Raw genomic sequence first — 21,158 nt, forward strand, 5'->3', positions numbered from 1 at the left:
GAGCAGCCAAAGGACGGGACAGCCATGCCTTCTTTCGAGACCCCGGAACCGATTGCAGTGACCGTTCAACTCGGCGCGGGAGACCTGCGGTTCCTCGCCGACGACCGCACCGACACCGTGGTGGAGGTGCTGCCCACCGACCCCGAGCGGGACGGCGACGTCCGGCTCGCCGGGCAGACCCAGGTGACGTACGCGGGCGGGCGGCTGCACATCAAGGCTCCCAAGCAGCGCTCGCTGTTCGGCCGGCCGCCGTCCGTGGACATCGTCGTCGAACTCCCCGCCGGTTCCCAGGTGGAGTCGGACGTGGCCGGGGCCGACTTCCGCGCCGAGGGGCGGCTGGGCGAGGTACGGGTGAAGTGCTCGTCCGGCGACATCCACTTGGCCGAGACGGGACCGCTGCACCTGCACACCTCGTACGGGCGCATCACGGTGGACCACGCCGTGGGCGACGTCGAGGCGCAGACCGGTTTCGGCAGCATCCGCATGCGCGCCGTCGAGGGCGGTGCCGTGCTGAAGAACTCGCACGGTACGACCACCGTCGGCACCGTCACCGAAGAGGCCAGGATCAGCGGCGCCAACGGCGACATCACCGTCGGACGGGCCGGCGCCGGGGTGCGTGCCACCACCGCGCACGGGATGCTCCGGGTCGACGAAGTGGCCCGCGGTTCGGTGGAGTTGGAGACCTCCTCCGGTGACATCGAGATCGGGGTGCGGGGCGGTACGGCCGCCTGGCTGGACGCGAGTTCCGGGCACGGCCGGGTACGCAACCTGCTGACCGCCTCCGACAGCGCGGGGGAGACCGAGGACAAGGTGGAGGTGCGGGCCCGTACGCGCTACGGCGACATCGAGGTCCGACGCGCCGCCGTCTGACCCGTCCCCACACGCGCCTCGACACCACCCGACGCCCCCATCGCCCCGCCCCACTTCACACCTTCACTCCAGGAGAGGGCCATGCCCACCTCTGTCATGCCCATGTCCAATCCCTCCATGGACGGCGCCCCCTGCGCCGTCTCCACCATCGGCCTGCGCAAGTCCTACGGGGACAAGGTCGTACTCGACGGCATCGACCTGCACATCCCGGCCGGCAGCGTCTTCGCCCTGCTCGGTCCGAACGGCGCGGGGAAGACCACCACCGTGCAGATCCTGTCCACGCTGGTCTCCGCCGACGGCGGCCGGGCCCAGGTGGCCGGGCACGACGTCACGGCCTCGCCCGACGGAGTGCGCGCCGCGATCGGTGTCACCGGGCAGTTCGCCGCGCTCGACGATCTGCTCACCGCCGAGGAGAACCTGCTCCTGATGGCCGATCTGCTGCGGCTCGGTAAGCGCGAAGGGCGCGGTCGCGCAAAGGCGTTGCTGGAACGCTTCGAGATCGCCGAGGTCGCGCACAAGCGGGCGGCGACGTTCTCCGGCGGCATGCGGCGCCGTCTCGACCTCGCCATGACGCTGGTCGGCGACCCGGAGGTGATCTTCCTGGACGAGCCGACGACCGGGCTCGACCCGCGCAGCCGCCGCACCATGTGGGAGACGGTGCGCGGCCTGGTGGCCGGCGGGGTCACGGTCTTCCTCACCACGCAGTACCTGGAGGAGGCCGACCAGCTCGCCGACCGGATCGCCGTGCTCGACGGCGGGCGCATCGTCGCCGAGGGCACCGCCGACGAACTCAAGTCCCGTATCCCGGGCAGCCATGTGCGGCTGCGGTTCACGGACGAAAGCGAGTACGACCGGGCGGCGGCCGTCTTCCCGGCCGCGGCCCGCGACGCCGAGGCGCTCGCGCTGCGCATCCCCGGCGACAGCGGCATCGGCTCCCTGCGCGGCCTGCTCGACCGGCTCGACGAGGCCCGGGTGCGGGCCGCCGACCTGTCCGTGCACACCCCCGACCTCGACGACGTGTTCCTCGCCCTGACCGGCGGCGACAGCACCGGCAGCACCCTTCACGCCAAGGAGACCCTGCGATGAGCTCTCTCACCTACGCCGTGCACGACTCGGCGACCATGTTGCGGCGCAACCTGAAGCACGCGATCCGCTATCCGTCCGTGTCGCTCGGCTCGGCCGCCCTCCCGGTGATGATGCTGCTGCTGTTCGTGTACGCCTTCGGGGACTCGATCGGCGCCGGCATCGGCGGCGCGGGCGCCAGCAGGGACGTGTACCTGGAGTATCTGACGCCCGGCATCGTGATCATGGGGGTGGCGGCCGGGTCCATGTCCACCTCGATCGCCGTCTGCTCCGACATGACCGAGGGCATCATCAACCGTTTCCGCACCATGAACATCACGCGTTCGTCGTTCATGACGGGGCATGTGCTCGGCAGCGTCATCCAGACCGTGTTCGGTGTGGCGGTGGTCGTCGGGGTGGCGCTCGCGATCGGATTCCGGCCGGACGCGAACGTCCTGGAGTGGCTGACCGCGCTCGGGCTGCTGGTGGCCATCGCCTTCGCCCTGACCTGGCTGTCGGTCGCGCTCGGCCTGATCTCCAAGACGGTCGAGGCGGCCAGCAACAAGCCGCTGATCATCCAGTTCCTGCCGTTCATCGGCTCCACGTTCGTGCCGGCCGATTCGATGTCGCCGGGGCTGCGCTGGTTCGCCGAGTACCAGCCGTTCACGCCGATGACCGAGACACTGCGCGGTCTGCTCACCGGCAGCGCCATCGGGAACGACGCGTGGATCGCGCTCGCCTGGTGCGCCGCCATCGCCCTCGTCGGGTACGTGTGGTCACGCTCCCTCTTCAACCGGGGCACCACACGCTGAGCCCGCCCCGCTCACCACAGCGGTGAAATTTCACAGCAAACCACACTGAAACATGCCATGCCAGGTGCTCACGTCGCTTCCCGGCCCTCCGGGTCCCCCGCAGGGCCGGGAAGCGACGTGAGCACCGGTGTTTCCCCGGAACGGCCGGGCCGGGGCGACGGCATGGCGGGCCCGATCAGCGGCCGAACACCTGGGTCCAGGTCCAGTCGCTCGTGACCACGCCGATGCCCATTGTTTCGAGCGAGCAGTTGAGGATGTTCGCGCGGTGGCCCTCGGAGTTCATCCACGCCTCCATGACGCTCTCCGCGGAGCCCTGGCCGCGGGCGATGTTCTCGGCGCCCGGGCTCGGGTGGCCCTGCGCCGTGACGCGGTCGACGAAACTGCTGCCGTTCTGCCCGGTGTGCGAGAAGTAGTTGTTGGCGGACATGTCCTCGCTGTGCAGTTGGGCCGCCTTGTTCAGCCGGTTGTCGAGCGACACCGGCGAGCAGCCCGCCGCGGCCCGTTCGGTGTTGGTGAGGGCCAGGACCTGGGCGGCCTGGGTTCCTCCCGGAGCGGCCGCGGGCGCGGTGGGCGGCGCCGGCTCGGGGCGCGCCGACGTCTTCTCCGGCTGTACGGGGGCCGCGGCGGCGGACTTCGTACGGGCCGCTCCGGAACTCGGTGTGGCCGAGGACTTCGGCTTGCGTGACGCGTCCGGAGAGGCGGAGGCCGAGGGTGAGGACGACGCGGAGGCGGAGGCAGTGGCGGACGCGGAGGGGGAAGGGCTCGGTGACGCAGGCTCGGACGCGGTGGAGCCGGGGCGGCCGGTGGAGGCCGACTGCACCTTGTCCGCCTCGCCGTCCGGTGCCAGGAGGGCCCACCCGGATATCGCGCCGCCGGTGACCAGCAGCGCCGCGGCCACGGCCGCGATGTTCCTGCTCCGCCTCTTCCGTGCGCGGTTCTGCGTGCGGCTGCCCGCGAGGCCGTTCGCACGGTCGCCGGCGGGGCGGTTCTCGCCGTGGTTCGTACGGCGTCGGCCCACCTCCACCGTCCCGAAGGTCTCGGCCGGGGAGCCGGTGGACGCCGGGCCGCCCGTGTCTCCATACGGCTCCGTCGGCACGTCCCCGTACGACCCCGTTGGCACGTCCCCGTACGACCCTGTCGGTATGTCCCCGTATGGCCCTGTCGGTATGTCTCCGTACGGCTCTGTCGCCATGTCCCCCGGCTCCGCCGTCGCGTGGCCCGCGAAGGACATCGGCGCCGCCTCCGCCGTCCCGGCGCCGAGAGCGGCGAGCAGGCCCGCCGCCACCGGCACCAGGCCCAGTCCGACCAGCAGGCCCTCCGCCGGGACCAGCCCCGACTGGAAGCCCGCGCAGACGGTGCAGTCCCGGGCGTGGCGCGCGATGCGCTTGCGCCACAGGGCCGAGGGGACGCCGTCCCAGGCCAGGGTCATGTCGTCCAGCAGGACGCAGCGCGGCTGCGCGGACATCGCCCGCACCACCAGCCGGGCCGTCTCCAGCTGGGCCTTCATCCGCTGCACCCGCACCGCGGTGTGCTGCGGCGACAGCTCCAGCGCGGCGGCGACCTCCGCCCGCGTCAGCTCGCCCGCCGCCTCCAGCCACCACAGCGACAGCAGGTCCTGGTCGTCGGGCTCCAGCCAGCGGGTGGCCTCGGCGGCCTCGCGCCGCTGCCCCTCCAGTCCGAGCCGCAGGATCGTCAGGTCGACGAAGTCGGCCCCCGGGTCGGCGATGTCGTAGGCGTCGTGCAGGCCCGAACCGACCGGCGCCGCCCGGCCCTGGCTCTCGGCACGCCAGTGGTGGCGTATCTGGTTCATGGTGATGGCGACCAGCCAGGACCGGAAGCTGCCGGGGTCCATCAGCGAGTTGAGCGAGCCGAGGGCGCGGAGCATGGTCTCCTGCACCACGTCCTCCACGTCGGGGTGCCCGTTCAGGGCCCGGCCCACGATGTTGTAGACCAACGGGAGGTGGGCGGCGACGAGTTCGTCCTGGGCCCGCATGTCGCCGCGCCGTGCGGCCTCGACCGTCTCCCTGCCGGGTTCGCTGCTCGCTGCCACGCTCGTCCACGCTCCTTCTCGGTCCTGGCTCGTACTGCGCTGTCACAAGAGGAGAGCCGTCACCGAGGGCCGGATAACAAAAAGCGCGGGAGTCATTCCGGCACGCGCACACCCCCGCGTGCGTACGCGCGTTCGACCACGACGGGGCGAGTGTGGCACAGGGCCCCGTGCGGGACAGTGAGCGTCGTCACCGTCCGCCTCACTTGGTCCCCACCGTCCTGAGCACCGTGAGCACCAGGGTCCGGGCCGCCGCCACCGTCTCCCGCAGGGACACGTGCTCGCGCGCGCTGTGCGCCACCGCGATGTCCCCCGGCCCGAACTGCAGCGTCGGTATCCCCGCGCCGGTGTAGTGCCGCAGGTCGCTGCCGTACGTCGCCCCGCGCTGCCGGAGGGCCGGGCCGCCCGTGGCGTCCGTGTACGCGGCGCCGACGACGTCCGGCAGCGGGTGTCCCTCCTCCAGCCGGCCGCTCGCGAACCGGCCGCCCGGCCAGGTCACCGTCGCCGGATGGTCGCGCAGCCAGGGGTCGGCGGCACAGGCCCGGGCCACGCACCGTTCCAGGTCGGCGCGCGCCTCGGCCGGGTCCTCGCCGAGGCGTACGCCCAGCCGGCCCTCGGCGACCAGCAGGTCCGGCACACTGCTCGCCCAGTCCCCGGACCGTACGGTGCCCACCGACAGCGCGTACGGGATCGGGTACTCGGCGAGCAGCGGGGACGGGTCCCGGTTCCGCTCGGCCTCCAGGTCGGCAAGCGCCCGGTGCAGCGGCAGATACGCGTCGACCGCGCTCACCCCCTGCTCCCGCGCGCTGCCGTGCGCCGCCTTGCCGGGCACCGCGAGCCGGAACGTCAGCGCGCCCGCGTTCGCGGTGATCAGGGTGCCCGCGGTGGGCTCGGCGATGACGCAGGCGTCGCCCCCGTGCCCGCGCTCCAGGGTGCCGAACGCGCCGATGCCGCCGTCCTCCTCGCCCACGACGAAGTGGGCGGCGACCCGGCCGCGCAGGCGTATCCCGGCCGTCCGTATCGCGGCGAGGGCGGCGAGGTGCGCGGCGAGCCCCGCCTTCATGTCGCAGGCACCGCGTCCGTGCACGACGTCCCCGGTCACGCGCGGGACGAACGGGTCACCGTCCCCCCAGGCCTCGGGGTCGCCGGGCGGTACGACGTCGACATGGCCCTGGAGGATCAGGGTGGGCCCGTCACCGCCGTCGGGGGTGGTCCCGACCAGGCCCCACGCCTCCTCGCGGGGCACCTCCATGCCCGGGAAACCGGGGTGGGCGCGCAGCGCGGGCAGGTCCATGGACCACAGGTCGACCTCCATCCCCATCCACTCCAGCCGGCCGGCCAGTTGGTGCTGGAGTTCGGACTCGGCGGCGCTCCCGGTCACGCTCGGCACACCGATCAGTTCCAGCAGGGTCCGCCCCAGGGCCGCCTCGTCGATCGCCGCCAGCGCGGCGGTCTCCTCATCGGTCAGCACGTCGCCACTCCTCCCCTTCGGGGCGCGTACGGAGCGCCCCCGCTCGCATACATGCTCGCCTCCGACGGTCCGTACGCGGCGACGGCAGCGGCGACGGTGACGGTGACGGTGACGGTGACGGTGACGGTGACCGCAACGGCCACGGCAGGGGACCGGCAACGGCGACGGCGACACGGGACCGGCACTGACACCGGCACCGGCACCGGCACCGGCCCGGCACGTCAGGGGCCCAGGTCCTCGTCGGCGGGGTCCGTCAGCGTGCCGCCGCCCACCGTGAAGCCGATCACCGTTCCGCCGCCGGGCCGGCGGACTGCGTACGGGGCGCCCCCGTGGGCCAGGGCCACCTCGCGGACGATGGACAGGCCGAGGCCCGAACCGGGGAGGGAGCGGGCGTCGGCGGCGCGGAAGAAGCGGTCGAAGACGCGGACCAGATCACCTGCGGCGATGCCGGGTCCCCGGTCGCGGACCTCCACCCGTATCGTGCCCGGCCGCGCGGGCCCCGCGACCGTGATGTCGATGGGCGCGGTGCCGTTCCGGTCGAACTTGACGGCGTTCTCGACCAGGTTGGACACCGCGCGCGTCAGCATTCCGGGCCGTCCGTCGGTCGTGGTGTCGCCGCTCGCGTGGACGGTGATCTCGCGTCCGCCCCGGCGCCGGGCCAGTTCGGCCACGTCCTCGGCGATGCCGGCGAGGTCGACCCGGCACGGCGGCTCGGTGTCGGACTGGCCGGCCGCGAGTTCGACGAGTTCGTTGACCAGGTCGGTCAGCTCACGGGCCTCCTGGGTGAGGTCGGCGACGAGATCCTCACGGGTGTCGGGAGGGAGCTCGTCGATACGGCGCAGCAGGGAGATGTTGGTCCGCAGGGAGGTGAGCGGGGTGCGCAGTTCGTGGCCCGCGTCCTGGACGAGCCGGCGCTGGTCGTCCTCGGACTGGGCGAGCCGGCCGAGCATCCGGTCGAAGGCGCGGCCGAGCCGCCCCACCTCGTCGTGACCGGTGACGGGCACCTGGATGCCGAGCCGGCGGGTGCGGGCGACGTCCTCGGCGGCGGCGGTGAGGACGACCAGGCGGCGGGTGATCCGCCGGGCCAGCCACCAGCCGAACAGACCGGCCGCGACCACCACCGCCGCCATCAGGAGAAGCGTGCGCCGCTGGAGGGTCCGCAGCAGGTCCTCGGTGTCGCTGAACTCCTGCGCGATCTGCACCGCGCCCCGGCCGTCGCCCAGCGCGACGGTCGCGACGCGGTAGATGTCGTCGCCGACGTCGACGTCCGCGTGCTCGACCACCCGCCCGGCCGTAGCGGCGCCCGCGACCGTGCGGTCGGCGGCGACCACCGGCAGCCCCGGGTCGCCCGGGTCGACGATCCGGCCGTCCGGCCCGAGCACCTGGACGTCCGTCCGGGCGGGCCGCACCAGGTCGTGGCCGGGGGCGGCGGAGGAGAAGTCGACCGGTGACATCCGGTTCGTCCGGACCTCGCCGCGCAGGTCCTGCACGACCTCGTCGAACACCATCTGCTGGTCCACCCGCAGCAGCCGGGCGGCGGCGCCGTACGACAGGATGCCGACCAGAACGGTGACCGTGGCCGTCACGGCGGCGAAGGCCACCGCGAACTTGGTGCCGAGCGACAGCAGCCGCAGCCGACGCCGTCCGGCCGGGGCACCCGACGTGCGCGACGCACCCGGAGCGCGCGACGCACCCGGAGCGCGCGACGTACCCGGGACACGTGAGGTGCCCGGAGTAGGCGAGGCGCCCGGAGTAGGCGAGGCGCCCGGGGCGCCGGCGGTGCCGTGCGCCACTCAGTCCTCCCGCAGCACGTAACCCACCCCGCGCACCGTGTGGATCAGCTGCGGCGCCCCGGGTTCGTCGAGTTTGCGGCGCAGATAGCCGACGTAGACGGCGAGGTTCTTGGAACCGGGGCCGAAGTCGTAGCCCCAGATGCGGTCGTAGATGGTCGAATGGTCGAGGACGATGCCCGCGTTGCGGATCAGCAGCTCCAGCAGCTCGAACTCGGTCCGGGTCAGTTCCAGCTCCCGCTGGCCCCGCCAGGCCCGGCGCGCCCGTGGGTCCATGTGCAGCCCGGCCGCCTCGACGAACCGCCCGGCCGCCGGGGCGCCCGGCCGCCCGTCCGGCGTCCCGGAGTTCCTGGGTGTCCCGGAGTTCCTGGGTGTTCCAGGGGTCTCGGGCGCCGAGTTCCGCGTCGACGACTCGACGGGCCCGGGTGCGGGTGCCGCCCGGCGCAGCAGGGCGCGCAGCCGGGCGAAGACCTCCTCGACGTCGAACGGCTTGACGACGTAGTCGTCGGCGCCCGCGTCCAGCCCCGCGATCCGGTCGGCGGTCTCCACCAGCGCCGTCAGCATCAGTACGGGGGTGCGGTCGCCCTCGGCGCGCAGCACCCGGCACACCTGGAGCCCGTCGATGCCGGGCATCATCACGTCCAGCACGAGGACGTCGGGCCGGCTGCGGTGGGCCTGGGCCAGCGCCTCGACTCCGTCGGCGACCGCGGTGACCCGGTAGCCCTCCAGGGTCAGGGCGCGCTCCAGGGCGTTGCGGATGGCACGGTCGTCCTCGGCGAGCAGCACGGTGGGGGTGTGGGACGCGGTAGGGGGCACGGTGCCAGTCTGCCAAGGACCGCCGCCCCGGCGAACGACCGGTGGCCCGGACACCGCCGCCTTCTCGGCCCTCCCGCCCACTCCCTCGGGCTGCCGTACGGTCCGTGATCCCGTCGCGGTCCGACGCACGGCCCTGCCCGCGGTCCGGTCGCAGGCGTCCCCGCCCACGACCGGAACCTCGCGAGCGACCGGAACCGGAGGGGACCGGTCGCCTCACCCGACGGCCACTGTCCAGGGAAGACCGCCGGGAGTCCTGCACTCAGCGCCTTCGGCACCTGCTGCGCCTTCGGCACGTTCGACGCGTTCGACGTCCTGGTGCGCTCAGCCCGCCGACCGCAGCGCGGCCAGCTGCTCCTCGAACGGCACCACGTTGCGCGCGTCGAACTTGTCGTCGGCCACGCCCCCGCGCGTGACACTGATCGCACCGGCGCCGTCCGTACCGCCGGAGGCGGCCGACAGCGCGCCCGTCAGGGCGGCCAGCTCGCCCGCCGCCCGCTCGATCCGGGCGTCCAGGCCCTTGTCGCCCCAGTCCTGGGACGCGGCGTACACCCCCGTGGGGACGACGACCGCGCGCAGGTGGGCGAAGAGGGGGCGCAGGGCGTGCTCCAGTACCAGCGAGTGCCGGGGCGTGCCCCCGGTCGCGGCGATCAGCACCGGCTTGCCGGCCAGTGCCTCCCGGTCCCGTACGCCGAGCACGTCGAAGAACGACTTGAACAGTCCGCTGTACGACGCCGAGAACACCGGCGTGACCACGATCAGCCCGTCCGCCCCGGTCACGGCGTCCATCGCGTCGGCGAGTGCCGGCGCCGGGAAACCGCTGGTGAAGTTGTGCGCGATGTCGACCGCGAGGTCCCGCAGCTCGATCACCCGCACATCGGCCGGGGCCTGGCCGGTGGCCGCGGCGGCCAGCCGCTCCCCGAGCAGCCGGGTGGACGACGGCACGCTCAGCCCGGCCGATACGACGACGACGCTCATACCTTGGTCACCTCCCGGCCGGCCAGCAGCGAGGAGTGGGTCGGGGCGTCCGGCGCGTCGGCCGGGCGGTCCTTGGCGAACTCCTTGCGCAGCACCGGCACGACTTCCTCGCCGAGCAGGTCGAGCTGCTCGAGCACGGTCTTCAGCGGCAGTCCCGCGTGGTCCATGAGGAACAGCTGACGCTGGTAGTCGCCCGCGTAGTCGCGGAAGGACAGCGTCTTCTCGATGACCTGCTGCGGGGAACCCACGGTCAGCGGGGTCTGCCGGGTGAACTCCTCCAGCGAGGGCCCGTGCCCGTAGACGGGGGCGACGTCGAAGTACGGACGGAACTCGCGCACCGCCTCCTGCGAGTTCTTCCGCATGAACACCTGGCCGCCGAGGCCGACGATGGCCTGCTCGGGCGTGCCGTGCCCGTAGTGCGCGTACCGGGCCCGGTACAGCTCGATCATCCGCTTGGTGTGGTCGGCGGGCCAGAAGATGTTGTTGTGGAAGAAGCCGTCGCCGTAGTACGCGGCCTGCTCGGCGATCTCGGGCGAGCGGATCGACCCGTGCCAGACGAACGGCGGTACGTCGTCCAGCGGGCGGGGCGTGGAGGTGAAGCCCTGCAACGGGGTGCGGAACCTGCCCTCCCAGTTGACGACGTCCTCGCGCCACAGGCGGTGCAGCAAGGCGTAGTTCTCGATGGCGAGGTTGATGCCCTCGCGGATGTCCTTGCCGAACCAGGGGTAGACCGGCCCGGTGTTGCCGCGTCCCATCATCACGTCCACCCGGCCGTCGGCCAGGTGCTGGAGCATCGCGAAGTCCTCGGCGATCTTCACCGGGTCGTTGGTGGTGATCAGGGTGGTCGAGGTGGAGAGGATCAGCTTCTCCGTGCGTGCGGCGATGTAGCCGAGCATGGTCGTCGGCGAGGACGGCACGAACGGCGGGTTGTGGTGCTCGCCGGTGGCGAACACGTCCAGACCCACCTCTTCCGCCTTCAGCGCGATGGCGACCATGGCCTTGATCCGCTCGCGCTCGGTGGGGGTACGCCCCGTGGTCGGGTCGGGCGTGACGTCACCGACGCTGAAGATCCCGAACTGCATGGCCGCTCACCTTCCAGGTTGTTGACGGTTCAACTATACCCGTGAACGGGCCCCCTGCCCCCGTTATTCCGAAACCCCGCGTGTGAAGCTGTCCGCATGCTGATCGCCCGCTCCGCCGCCCTGTTCGTCCTCGCCGCGATCCTGGAGATCGGCGGCGCCTGGCTGGTCTGGCAGGGCGTACGGGACCAGCGCGGCTGGATGTGGGCGGTCGGCGGTGTCCTCGCCCTCGGCGCGTACGGATTCGTCGCGACCTTCCAGCCCGACGCGCACTTCGGCCGGGTCCTCGCCGCGTACGGGGGCATCTTCGTCGCCGGTTCCCTCCTGTGGGGCGCGGTCGCGGACGGCTACCGCCCGGACCGCTGGGACATCGCCGGCGCGCTGATCTGCCTGGCCGGGATGGCCGTGATCATGTGGGCCCCGCGCAACGGCTGACCCCCACGGGCCCACCGCCCCCACCGCACCCCGTGGCCATCGCACTCGCGTACTCGCTCGCCCGTGCACCCATGCACCCGTGTGCCCGCGCGGTCCGGGGCCGCCCCGGCGGACCATCCGCTCCCGCATATCCTGGCCGGGCCCGGCACCGCAGTCGCCCGCGTGGAGGAACCCCATGGCCGCCGCAACACCGTCCGCAGCGTCGCGTATCGCCGTCGTCACCGGCGCGAGCAGCGGGATCGGGGCCGCCACGGCACGCGGACTCGCCGAGGCCGGTTACCGCGTCGTCCTCACCGCCCGCCGCAAGGACCGGATCGAGGCGCTCGCCGAGGAGCTGAACGCGGCGGGCCACACGGCGACCGCGTATCCGCTCGACGTCACCGACCGCGCGGCCGTCGACGAGTTCGCCACCGCGTTCAAAACCGTCGGTGTCCTGGTCAACAACGCCGGCGGAGCGCTGGGCGCCGACCCGGTCGCGACCGGCGACCCGGAGGACTGGCGCCGGATGTACGAGACCAACGTCATCGGCACCCTGCACCTCACCCAGGCCCTGCTGCCCAAGCTGGAGGCGAGCGGCGACGGCACGGTCGTCGTCGTGTCCTCGACCGCCGGGCACTCCACCTACGAGGGCGGCGCCGGCTATGTCGCCGCCAAGCACGGCGCCCACGTCCTCGCCGAGACCCTGCGCCTGGAGATCGTCGGCCGGCCCGTCCGCGTCATCGAGATCGCGCCCGGCATGGTGAAGACCGACGAGTTCGCCCTCACCCGCTTCGGCGGCGACGAGGCGAAGGCCGCCAAGGTGTACGAGGGCGTCGCCGAGCCCCTCACCGCGGCGGACGTCGCCGACACCATCACCTGGGCGGTGACCCGCCCCAGCCACGTCAACATCGACCTGCTGGTCGTCCGCCCGCGCGCCCAGGCGTCGAACAGCAAGGTCCACCGGGAACGGTGAGACGGCACCGACGCCCGGGTCCTGTCCGGCGGATCACGTCGGACCATGCCGGACAGGTCCTGGTCAGCCCTTCACACAGACGACCTGCTTCAGCTTCGCCACGACCTCCACGAGGTCCCGCTGCTGGTCGATGACCTGCTCGATCGGCTTGTACGCGCCCGGGATCTCGTCCACGACACCGGAGTCCTTGCGGCACTCCACGCCCCGCGTCTGCTCCTCCAGGTCCTTGGTCGAGAAGCGCCGCTTCGCCGCGTTGCGGCTCATCCGGCGGCCGGCGCCGTGGGACGCCGAGTTGAAGGAGTCGGCGTTCCCGAGGCCCTTGACGATGTACGAACCCGTGCCCATGGAGCCCGGGATGATCCCGAACTCGCCGGAGCCCGCGCGGATCGCGCCCTTGCGGGTGACGAGCAGGTCCATTCCGTCGTAGCGCTCCTCGGCCACGTAGTTGTGGTGCGCGCTGATCTCCGTCTCGAAGGCCGGCTTCGCCTTCTTGAACTCCTTGCGGATGACGTCCTTCAGGAGCGCCATCATGATCGAACGGTTGCGCTTCGCGTACTCCTGGGCCCAGAACAGGTCGTTCCGGTAGGCCGCCATCTGCGGGGTGTCCGCCACGAAGACGGCGAGGTCGCGGTCGACCAGGCCCTGGTTGTGCGGGAGTTTCTGGGCCACGCCGATGTGGTGCTCGGCGAGTTCCTTGCCGATGTTCCGGGAACCGGAGTGCAGCATCAACCAGACAGAACCGGTCGTATCCGTGCACACTTCGACGAAATGATTTCCGCCGCCCAGTGTCCCCATCTGCTTGCCGGCCCGCTCGTGACGGAACTTGACCGCTTCCGCCACCCCGTCGAACCGCCCCCAGAAGTCGTCCCAGCCGCCGGTCGCGAACCCGTGCAGGCGGGCCGGGTCCACGGGGGTGTCGTGCATTCCGCGCCCGACCGGGATCACCTGCTCGACCTTCGAGCGCAGCCGGGACAGGTCGCCCGGCAGGTCGTTCGCCGTCAGGGACGTCTTCACCGCCGACATGCCGCAGCCGATGTCGACCCCCACCGCCGCCGGGCACACCGCGCCCCGCATCGCGATGACCGAGCCGACCGTCGCCCCCTTGCCGTAGTGCACGTCCGGCATCACGGCGAGGCCCTTGATCCAGGGCAGGGTCGCCACGTTCCGCAACTGCTGGAGGGCGACCTCCTCCACCGACGCCGGATCCGTCCACATGCGGATCGGCACCTTCGCACCCGGCATTTCCACGTACGACATATTTTCCTCATTCCCCCGAAAAGCAACAGAAGTCCGAAAGCGCAAAAACCGTCGCCAGGGTCGACGAAAGGGACTTCGGACCGGCGTTCACGGCAGTGCGTGCGATACACATTGTCTGCCGGGGGTGCCCCCGTGCGGCAAGCGAATAAGCAGCAAGGACACTGGTAGACCCGGCGGGCCGAGGCCCGCGCCCACCGTCGAGAGGAGCCCGGCCGTGCAGCGGAGGGCCTACGTACCCGGCGTCGCCGCGCTCCTCGCGGCCCTGTTGGCCGGATGCACCGGCAGTTCGGGCGACGGGAGCCGGTCGGACAACTCCAACCCGGGCAGCGCCGGGACGGCGTCGCAGGCGGCCCAGCCCGGCAGGTACGCCACGCTTCCGGAGCCCTGCGGCGCGGTCGGTACCGGGACGCTCGACGAACTCCTGCCCGGTATCGGGGAGATGACCGACGAGGCCCGGCGGACGAAGGCGTACGCGGGCGAGGCGACGCTCACGTACGACACCGACCGCAAGGTGGGCTGCAGTTGGAAGGTGGAGTCGGCCGAGGCCACCAACCGCCTGGTGGTCGACTTCGAGCGGGTCTTCTCCTACGACAACGCCGTCAGCGACGACAACCAGGCCGAGGAGCTCTTCGCGACGAAGCGGGCGGCGGCGGGCCTTCCGGAGCCGACGGCCACCGAGTCCGGTTCCGCGGGCACGGACGACGAGGCCGGTGAGGACGGCGGCAGCGCGTCCGCCGATCCGGACGCGTCCTCGTCCCCTTCGGCCCGCCCCTCCGGTGCCGACGCCGCGGCGGCCACCAAGACCTCCGGCTCCGGCTCGCCGTCCGAGGGCGAGTCCTCCCCCGCGTCGCCGTCCGTCCCGCCCGCCGACCTCCAGCCCCGCCTCCTGGACGAATTCGGCGACGAGGCCTTCATCGACGACGAGCTGAGCAGCTCCGGATCGACCGTCAAGCAGCGCTCGGTGACTGTGGCGTTCCGCACGTCCAACGTGATCGTGACGATCGAGTACGCGGAGCAGCCGGTGACCGTCGGCACCGTCCCGGACAGCGAGGAAATGCAGGACAGGGCACGGAAACTGGCCTCTCTGCTGGCCGATTCGCTGGGCGGCTGAGCCTCGTCCACGCCTCCTTCACGGCCCTGCGCGAAGCGTCCGAAGGAAGACCACACGGTGGGCTCACCGCGTACCGTGACCCCCTGGACCCCGTTTTGACCGCAGGGAACACAGGCTTGACCGCAGGGAACACAAGCGTCATGAGTGAAGGAACCATGCAGCGACGAGCACAGCGAGACATGGAGGCACCACCCGCGTCGTCCAGGCAGTGGGGGAGAACGAAGCGCCTCCACCGCGTCCTTGTCGGCGCGGCGGCCGTCCCCGCGATGCTGATCGCCGCCGGCTGCTCCTCGGACTCCGGCTCCGACGACGGCAAGGACAAGGCGGCCGACAGCCCGGCGTCGGCGTCCGCGTCCGCGAGCCCGTCCCCGACGGTGCGGGCTGCGGTGTACAAGGACCTGCCGGAGGCGTGCGACGTCCTGTCGAAGAAGACCCTGGAGGACCTCGTACCGAAGGCGAAGTCGGGCAAGGAGAGCCAGTCCGACGACATCTCGACGCGCGCCGGCTGCTCCTGGGACAGCCTCGCCAACAAGGGTGTGGACGGTTCGCAGTTCCGCTGGCTGAGCGTGTCGATGCTGCGCTTCGAGTCGGACACCACGCGGGGCGCGGGCGACGAACTGGCCAAGGACTACTACGACAAGCGGGTCAAGGAAGTCCAGGCCTCCGAGGATGCCAAGGACATGGCGTCCGAACCCGTCGCGGACACCGGCGACGAGGCGACGGCCGTGCGCTACGACCTGAAGAAGAAGGAAGGCACCTTCAAGCAGCAGACGGTCGTGGCCCGCGTCGAGAACGTCGTCGTCACCCTCGACTACAACGGGGCGGGTCTCGCCGGCGACAAGTCGCCGAGCGCCGACGACCTGATGAAGGACGCGAAGAAGGCGGCGAAGGAAGCGGTGAAGGCCGTGACCGGGGCCAGCGGCGGCAAGAGCTCCGGCGGGGCCGCCGAGAGCGGTTCGCCGTCGAAGCCGGCGTCCTCCTCGGCTCCGGCGAAGGACTGAGGTCCGGCGGCCACGGCGACGTGCCCCGGGACGGGCTCGAAGACGGGCCCGAGACGGGTCCGAAGGCGGTCCCGAAGGCGGGCGGTGAAACTCCGATACGGAACCGGCCACTCGTTCTCCGCACACATGTGCCACTCTGTTGCGCGCAACAACACGCTTGAGGAGGGGAGTACGGGTGGCCGCGCCCATTCAGCTGACACGGACGCACCGGATTCTCATCGGTGTGGTCGTCGCCGGAGCCGTGGTCATCGCCGGCATCGGCTTCGCGGGGTCCTACGCGGCCGTCCGCGAACTGGCCCTGCAGAAGGGCTTCGGAAACTTCAGCTACGTGTTCCCGATCGGCATCGACGCGGGCATCTGCGTCCTGCTGGCCCTGGATCTGCTGCTGACCTGGATCCGTATCCCCTTCCCGCTGCTGCGTCAGACGGCGTGGCTGCTGACGGCGGCGACGATCGCCTTCAACGGCGCGGCCGCCTGGCCGGATCCGCTCGGCGTGGGGATGCACAGTGTGATCCCCATCCTGTTCGTGGTGTCCGTGGAGGCCGCCCGGCACGCGGTCGGCCGGATCGCCGACATCACCGCGGACAAGCACATGGAGGGCGTCCGCCTCACCCGGTGGCTGCTCTCGCCGATACCCACGTTCCTGCTGTGGCGGCGGATGAAGCTGTGGGAACTGCGGTCCTACGAGCAGGTCATCAAGCTGGAGCAGGAACGTCTCGTCTACCAGGCCCGGATGCGCTCCCGCTTCGGCCGCAGCTGGCGCCGCAAGGCCCCGGTGGAGTCCCTGATGCCGCTGCGCCTGGCCAAGTACGGCGTCCCCCTCGCCGAGACGGCCCCGGCCGGTCTGGCGGCGGCCGGCATCGAACCGGCGCTGATCCCGCCGGCCCCCGAGCACCAGGCCACCGTGGGCGGTCCGGCCGCCGCGGCACCGGCGCTCTCCCTGCAGAAGGCGGCCCCGCCCGCCGAACAGCGCCCCGAACTGACGGGCGGCCCCGGCGACCGCGGGGATCACGGCACCTTCGGTGACGAGAACGACGGCGGCGCGTACGACGAGGACCACCGCGACGGCGGCCACCGCGACGCCCAGGACCCCCGGGCCTTCCGCGACGCCCGCACCACCCGGGGCGTCCAGGACGCGCAGTTCACGCCCCCGTACGAGCAGCACGGCCCCAACGCGCCGTACGAGCAGCGGCAGCCCGACCCGGACCAGAGCCTGTGGCTGCACGCCCGGGACCCGCAGTCCGTCGAGTACCACGGCGGCTACGACCCCACCTACGACCCCACCCAGGACCCGCAGTACGCCGACTGGGCCGCGGAGCAGGAGCGGGCCGAGCAGTACCGCGGGCAGTTCGAGGAGGCGCCCCCGGCGCGGGAGCCGTCCCCGGAGGACACCGGCACGTTCCCCATCCCGGTCGGCCCCGGCCGCACCCGTGAGCTGGGCGAGGGCGGCGGCACTCCGGAGCCCTCGGCCCCGGTCCCCGACGAAGAGGGCTACTACCAGATCTTCAAGCAGTCGATCAGCGGCAGCGGCTACCCGACTCCGCGCGAGTTCGGCGACAACGTCGAGGCGACGTACGGCCGGCCCCTGCCGGACGCCGAGGCCAAGCGCATGGTCATGGACTTCCAGAACCGGCACTCCGCGGAGCTGGAGGAGGACCACATCGCGTGACCCGCGTGACCCGCGCCACGCGGACTTAGGCATACGACGAGGGGGCGCCCGGTGCGGAACACCGGGCGCCCCCTCGTCGTATGCCTACGCGTCGATCAGTCCCCGAGCAGCCGCCGCACCCGCTCCTGGCCCACCGCGAGCAGCAGGGTGGGCAGACGCGGACCGGTGTCCCGCCCGACCAGCAGGTGGTAGAGCAGGGCGAAGAACGACCGCTGCGCGGACTTGATCTCCGCGGGCAGCTCCTTGGGCGTGGCGTCGGCGGGGAAGCCGGCCTGGACCTTGGGAACGCCGTAGACGTGGTGGGTCAGCCCGTCCAGGGACCAGTGGTCGGCCAGCCCGTCGAGGAGCAGCCGCAGCGACTGGCGGCCCTGCTCGTCCAGGGACTTCAGCAGCTCCTCGTCCGGCTCCGTGCGCACGATGGTGCGCTGGTCGGCCGGGACGTGGAGGGAGATCCACGCCTCGGCCTTGTCGTAGCGCGGCCGGGCCTCGTCGAGCGAGGTGAGCGGCTGGGCGGGGTCGAAGTCGCTGAGGATGCGCAGCGCCTGGTCCGCGTGCCCGCCGGTGATGTCGGCGACGGAGGCGAGGGTGCGGTACGGCAGCGGCCGGGGCGTCCTGGGCAGGGCGCCGCCCGCCGTGCCCACCGCGCGGGAGTGCGCGGCGACGTCGGCGGGCAGGGCACTGCCGTCGGCGACCTTGGCGTCGAGCCGGTCCCACTCGTCGTAGAGGCGCTGGATCTCCTGGTCGAAGGCGACCTTGAAGGACTGGTTGGGCCGGCGCCGCGCGTACAGCCAGCGCAGCAGCTGGGGTTCCATGATCTTCAGCGCGTCGGCGGGCGTGGGCACGCCGCCGCGTGAGGAGGACATCTTGGCCATGCCGCTGATGCCGACGAAGGCGTACATGGGGCCGATGGGCTGCTCGCCGCCGAAGATGCCGACGATCTGCCCGCCGACCTGGAACGACGAGCCGGGCGACGAGTGGTCGACGCCGCTCGGCTCGAAGATCACGCCCTCGTACGCCCAGCGCATCGGCCAGTCGACCTTCCAGACCAGCTTGCCGCGGTTGAACTCGTTCAGCCGGACCGTCTCGGAGAAGCCGCAGGCGGTGCAGGAGTAGGTCAGCTCGGTGGTGTCGTCGTCGTAGGAGGCGACGGTGGTGAGGTCCTTCTCGCAGTTGCCGCAGTAGGGCTTGTACGGGAAGTAGCCGGCGGAGCCGGTGCTGCCGTCGTCCTCGGCGGCGGCGCCGGAGCCCTCCGCCGCCTCCAGTTCGGCCTCGTCGACCGCCTTCTGCTGCTTCTTCGCCGGGGCCTTCTTGGTGCGGTACTGGTCGAGGATCGCGTCGATGTCGCCGCGGTGCTTCATGGCGTGCAGGATCTGCTCGCGGTAGACACCGGAGGTGTACTGCTCCGTCTGGCTGATCCCGTCGAACGCCACGCCCAGCTCGGCGAGCGACTCGACCATGGCGGCCTTGAAGTGCTCGGCCCAGCTCGGGTACGGGGAGCCCTTGGGGGCGGGGACCGAGGTGAGCGGCTTGCCGATGTGCTCGGACCACGTCTCGTCGACGCCCTCGACCCCGGCGGGGACCTTGCGGTACCGGTCGTAGTCGTCCCAGGAGATCAGGTGGCGGACCTGGTGGCCGCGGCGGCGGATCTCGTCGGCGACCAGGTGCGGGGTCATGACCTCGCGGAGGTTGCCCAGGTGGATCGGACCCGAGGGGGAGAGTCCGGACGCGACGACGACCGGTTTGCCCGGGGCCCGACGCTCCGACTCCTCGATGACCTCGTCCGCGAAACGGGAGACCCAGTCGGTGGTCTCGGTGCTCTGAGCCACGATCGGCACGTCCTTCTTTCTGCTCGGGCAGCCGGTACGGTCGCACGGCTGACCTCTCCATTCTCCCAGCCCGGACCGCATCCGCGAAAACCGCTTTTCACCGCGTGGGATACTCGGCTTCAGCAGTAGTCACCTGTAGTAGCCCTCCGTAGAAGTCAACAGCTCCACAACCCGAGCAGAACGGCAGCCACTCCATGGCCTCGGTCACGTCCCTCAGCGACTCCGTCCAGCAGCATCTCGCGTCCGCGCTCTCGGCCACCCGGCCGGAGGCCGCCGGCGCGGACCCGCTGCTGCGACGCAGCGACCGGGCGGACTACCAGGCCAACGGCATCCTGGCGCTGGCCAAGAAGGCGAAGGCGAACCCGCGGGAGCTGGCCGCCGAGGTCGTCTCGCACGTCGTCACCGGTGACGAGCTGATCAAGGACGTCGAGGTCTCCGGCCCCGGCTTCCTCAACATCACGATCTCCGACCGGGCGATCACCGCGAACCTCGCCGCGCGGTACGCGGACACCGAGCGCCTCGGCGTGCCGGTCTCCGCGAACCCGGGCACCACGGTGATCGACTACGCCCAGCCGAACGTGGCGAAGGAGATGCATGTCGGCCACCTGCGGTCCGCCGTGATCGGGGACTCGGTGGGCCGGCTCCTGGAGTTCACCGGGGAGAACGTGGTGCGCCGCCACCACATCGGCGACTGGGGAACCCAGTTCGGCATGCTCATCCAGTATCTGGACGAGCACCCGCACGAGCTGGACCACAAGTCCTCCGAGGACGGCGCGATCTCCGGTGAGGAGGCGATGTCGAACCTGGACCGCCTCTACAAGACCGCGCGGAAGCTGTTCGACTCCGACGAGGAGTTCAAGACGCGCTCCCGGCGCCGGGTGGTCGACCTCCAGGCGGGCGATCCCCACACGCTCTCCATCTGGCAGAAGTTCGTCGACGAGTCGAAGATCTACTTCTTCTCCGTCTTCGAGAAGCTGGACATGGAGATCCAGGACGCGGACATCGTCGGCGAGTCCGGCTACAACGACATGCTCGCCGAGACCTGCCGTCTGCTGGAGGAGTCGGGTGTCGCGGTCCGCTCCGAGGGCGCGCTGTGCGTGTTCTTCGAGGACGTCCTGGGCCCGGACGGCAAGCAGGTCCCGCTGATCGTCCAGAAGTCGGACGGCGGCTACGGCTACGCGGCGACCGACCTGTCCGCGATCCGGGACCGCGTGTTCCACCTGAAGGCGGACACCCTGCTGTACGTGGTGGACGCCCGGCAGGCGCTGCACTTCAAGATGGTCTTCGAGACCGCGCGCCGGGCCGGCTGGCTCGGGGACGGCGTGAAGGCGGTCCAGCTGGCGTTCGGCACGGTCCTCGGCAAGGACGGCAAGCCGTTCAAGACCCGTGAGGGCGAGACGGTGAAGCTGGTGGATCTGCTGGACGAGGCGATCGACCGCGCCTCCGCGGTGGTCCGGGAGAAGGCGCAGGACCTGTCCGAGGAGGAGATCGCCGAGCGGGGCGCCCAGGTGGGCGTCGGCGCGGTGAAGTACGCGGACCTGTCGACGTCGGCGAACCGGGACTACAAGTTCGACCTCGACCAGATGGTCTCGCTGAACGGCGACACGTCGGTGTACCTCCAGTACGCCTACGCCCGTATCCAGTCGATCCTGCGCAAGGCTCCCGAAGGCGTACGCCCGTCCGCGCACCCGGAGCTGGCCCTGCACGAGGCCGAGCGGGCGCTGGGCCTGCACGTGGACGCGTTCGCGGAGACGGTGGCGGACGCGGCACGCGAGTACGCCCCGCACAAGCTGGCCGCGTACCTGTACCAGCTGGCGTCCCTGTACACGTCGTTCTACGACAAGTGCCCGGTGCTGAAGGCCGAGTCGCCGGACCAGGTGGCCAACCGCCTGTTCCTGTGCGACGTCACGGCCCGCACGCTGCACCGGGGCATGGCACTGCTGGGCATCCGGACGCCCGAGCGGCTCTGACACCCGGCGCCCCTC

At 71.7% G+C, this 21,158-nt stretch carries 17 protein-coding genes; 9 read left to right on the plus strand and 8 right to left on the minus strand.

The features are described from left to right. Positions 1 to 24: 24 nt before the first annotated feature. The 3 genes from ACIF80_RS04655 (at position 25) to ACIF80_RS04665 (ending at position 2,744) form a co-directional block, all read left to right on the plus strand. Complete coding sequence (locus ACIF80_RS04655) at positions 25 to 870, plus strand: DUF4097 family beta strand repeat-containing protein (protein ID WP_399799211.1); 846 nt, start codon at positions 25 to 27, stop codon at positions 868 to 870. 81 nt (positions 871 to 951) lie between these two features. Beyond that, complete coding sequence (locus ACIF80_RS04660) at positions 952 to 1,956, plus strand: ATP-binding cassette domain-containing protein (protein WP_399799214.1); 1,005 nt, start codon at positions 952 to 954, stop codon at positions 1,954 to 1,956. After that, positions 1,953 to 2,744, plus strand: a complete 792-nt coding sequence (locus ACIF80_RS04665) for an ABC transporter permease (RefSeq protein ID WP_399799217.1) — start codon at positions 1,953 to 1,955, stop codon at positions 2,742 to 2,744. Before ACIF80_RS04660 ends, ACIF80_RS04665 begins: the two co-directional genes overlap by 4 nt. Before the next feature lie 175 nt (positions 2,745 to 2,919). Here ACIF80_RS04665 and ACIF80_RS04670 read toward each other — a convergent pair whose 3' ends face one another. From ACIF80_RS04670 to ACIF80_RS04695, 6 genes are all read right to left on the minus strand, one after another. Next, positions 2,920 to 4,794: a sigma-70 family RNA polymerase sigma factor gene (locus ACIF80_RS04670; protein ID WP_399799219.1), complete on the minus strand. Its 1,875-nt coding sequence runs from the start codon at positions 4,792 to 4,794 to the stop codon at positions 2,920 to 2,922. Between the two features lie 199 nt (positions 4,795 to 4,993). After that, a complete protein-coding gene (locus ACIF80_RS04675) occupies positions 4,994 to 6,262 on the minus strand; it encodes an ArgE/DapE family deacylase (protein ID WP_399799221.1) in 1,269 nt (422 codons plus the stop codon). A 221-nt stretch (positions 6,263 to 6,483) separates the two neighbouring features. Then, positions 6,484 to 7,863: an ATP-binding protein gene (locus tag ACIF80_RS04680; protein WP_399799223.1), complete on the minus strand. Its 1,380-nt coding sequence runs from the start codon at positions 7,861 to 7,863 to the stop codon at positions 6,484 to 6,486. Positions 7,864 to 8,055: 192 nt separating this feature from the next. Further along, on the minus strand, positions 8,056 to 8,868 hold the full coding sequence (locus ACIF80_RS04685; protein WP_399799226.1) for a response regulator transcription factor: 813 nt from the start codon (positions 8,866 to 8,868) through the stop codon (positions 8,056 to 8,058). 321 nt (positions 8,869 to 9,189) lie between these two features. Next, positions 9,190 to 9,843, minus strand: a complete 654-nt coding sequence (locus tag ACIF80_RS04690) for a CE1759 family FMN reductase (protein ID WP_399799228.1) — start codon at positions 9,841 to 9,843, stop codon at positions 9,190 to 9,192. Next, positions 9,840 to 10,925, minus strand: coding sequence for an LLM class flavin-dependent oxidoreductase (locus tag ACIF80_RS04695; protein WP_399799230.1), 1,086 nt, complete (start codon positions 10,923 to 10,925; stop codon positions 9,840 to 9,842). Before ACIF80_RS04695 ends, ACIF80_RS04690 begins: the two co-directional genes overlap by 4 nt. A gap of 96 nt (positions 10,926 to 11,021) precedes the next feature. On the opposite strand from ACIF80_RS04695, the gene ACIF80_RS04700 reads away from it, so the two are divergent. Next, positions 11,022 to 11,357, plus strand: coding sequence for a YnfA family protein (locus tag ACIF80_RS04700; RefSeq protein WP_399799233.1), 336 nt, complete (start codon positions 11,022 to 11,024; stop codon positions 11,355 to 11,357). A gap of 175 nt (positions 11,358 to 11,532) precedes the next feature. Next, on the plus strand, positions 11,533 to 12,309 hold the full coding sequence (locus ACIF80_RS04705; RefSeq protein WP_399799236.1) for an SDR family NAD(P)-dependent oxidoreductase: 777 nt from the start codon (positions 11,533 to 11,535) through the stop codon (positions 12,307 to 12,309). Between the two features lie 63 nt (positions 12,310 to 12,372). Here ACIF80_RS04705 and ACIF80_RS04710 read toward each other — a convergent pair whose 3' ends face one another. Then, positions 12,373 to 13,566, minus strand: coding sequence for an RtcB family protein (locus ACIF80_RS04710; protein WP_399799238.1), 1,194 nt, complete (start codon positions 13,564 to 13,566; stop codon positions 12,373 to 12,375). A 214-nt stretch (positions 13,567 to 13,780) separates the two neighbouring features. Here ACIF80_RS04710 and ACIF80_RS04715 point away from each other — a divergent pair, with 214 nt between their 5' ends. The 3 genes from ACIF80_RS04715 (at position 13,781) to ACIF80_RS04725 (ending at position 17,347) form a co-directional block, all read left to right on the plus strand. Continuing rightward, positions 13,781 to 14,677, plus strand: coding sequence for a DUF3558 domain-containing protein (locus tag ACIF80_RS04715; protein ID WP_399799241.1), 897 nt, complete (start codon positions 13,781 to 13,783; stop codon positions 14,675 to 14,677). Between the two features lie 140 nt (positions 14,678 to 14,817). After that, positions 14,818 to 15,678, plus strand: a complete 861-nt coding sequence (locus tag ACIF80_RS04720) for a DUF3558 family protein (protein ID WP_399799244.1) — start codon at positions 14,818 to 14,820, stop codon at positions 15,676 to 15,678. A gap of 175 nt (positions 15,679 to 15,853) precedes the next feature. Beyond that, positions 15,854 to 17,347, plus strand: coding sequence for a DUF2637 domain-containing protein (locus tag ACIF80_RS04725; RefSeq protein WP_399799246.1), 1,494 nt, complete (start codon positions 15,854 to 15,856; stop codon positions 17,345 to 17,347). A gap of 95 nt (positions 17,348 to 17,442) precedes the next feature. On the opposite strand, the gene lysS is transcribed toward ACIF80_RS04725, so the two are convergent. After that, complete coding sequence (lysS, locus tag ACIF80_RS04730; RefSeq protein ID WP_399799249.1) at positions 17,443 to 19,182, minus strand: lysine--tRNA ligase; 1,740 nt, start codon at positions 19,180 to 19,182, stop codon at positions 17,443 to 17,445. A 185-nt stretch (positions 19,183 to 19,367) separates the two neighbouring features. On the opposite strand from lysS, the gene argS reads away from it, so the two are divergent. Beyond that, positions 19,368 to 21,143 (plus strand): arginine--tRNA ligase, encoded by a 1,776-nt coding sequence (gene argS, locus ACIF80_RS04735; protein WP_399799252.1) that lies wholly within the window; start codon positions 19,368 to 19,370, stop codon positions 21,141 to 21,143. Positions 21,144 to 21,158 lie beyond the last annotated feature (15 nt).

Origin of the sequence: Streptomyces sp. NPDC085927 (genome assembly GCF_044540975.1) — a bacterium.
Classification (GTDB): Bacteria; Actinomycetota; Actinomycetes; order Streptomycetales; family Streptomycetaceae; genus Streptomyces; species Streptomyces hirsutus.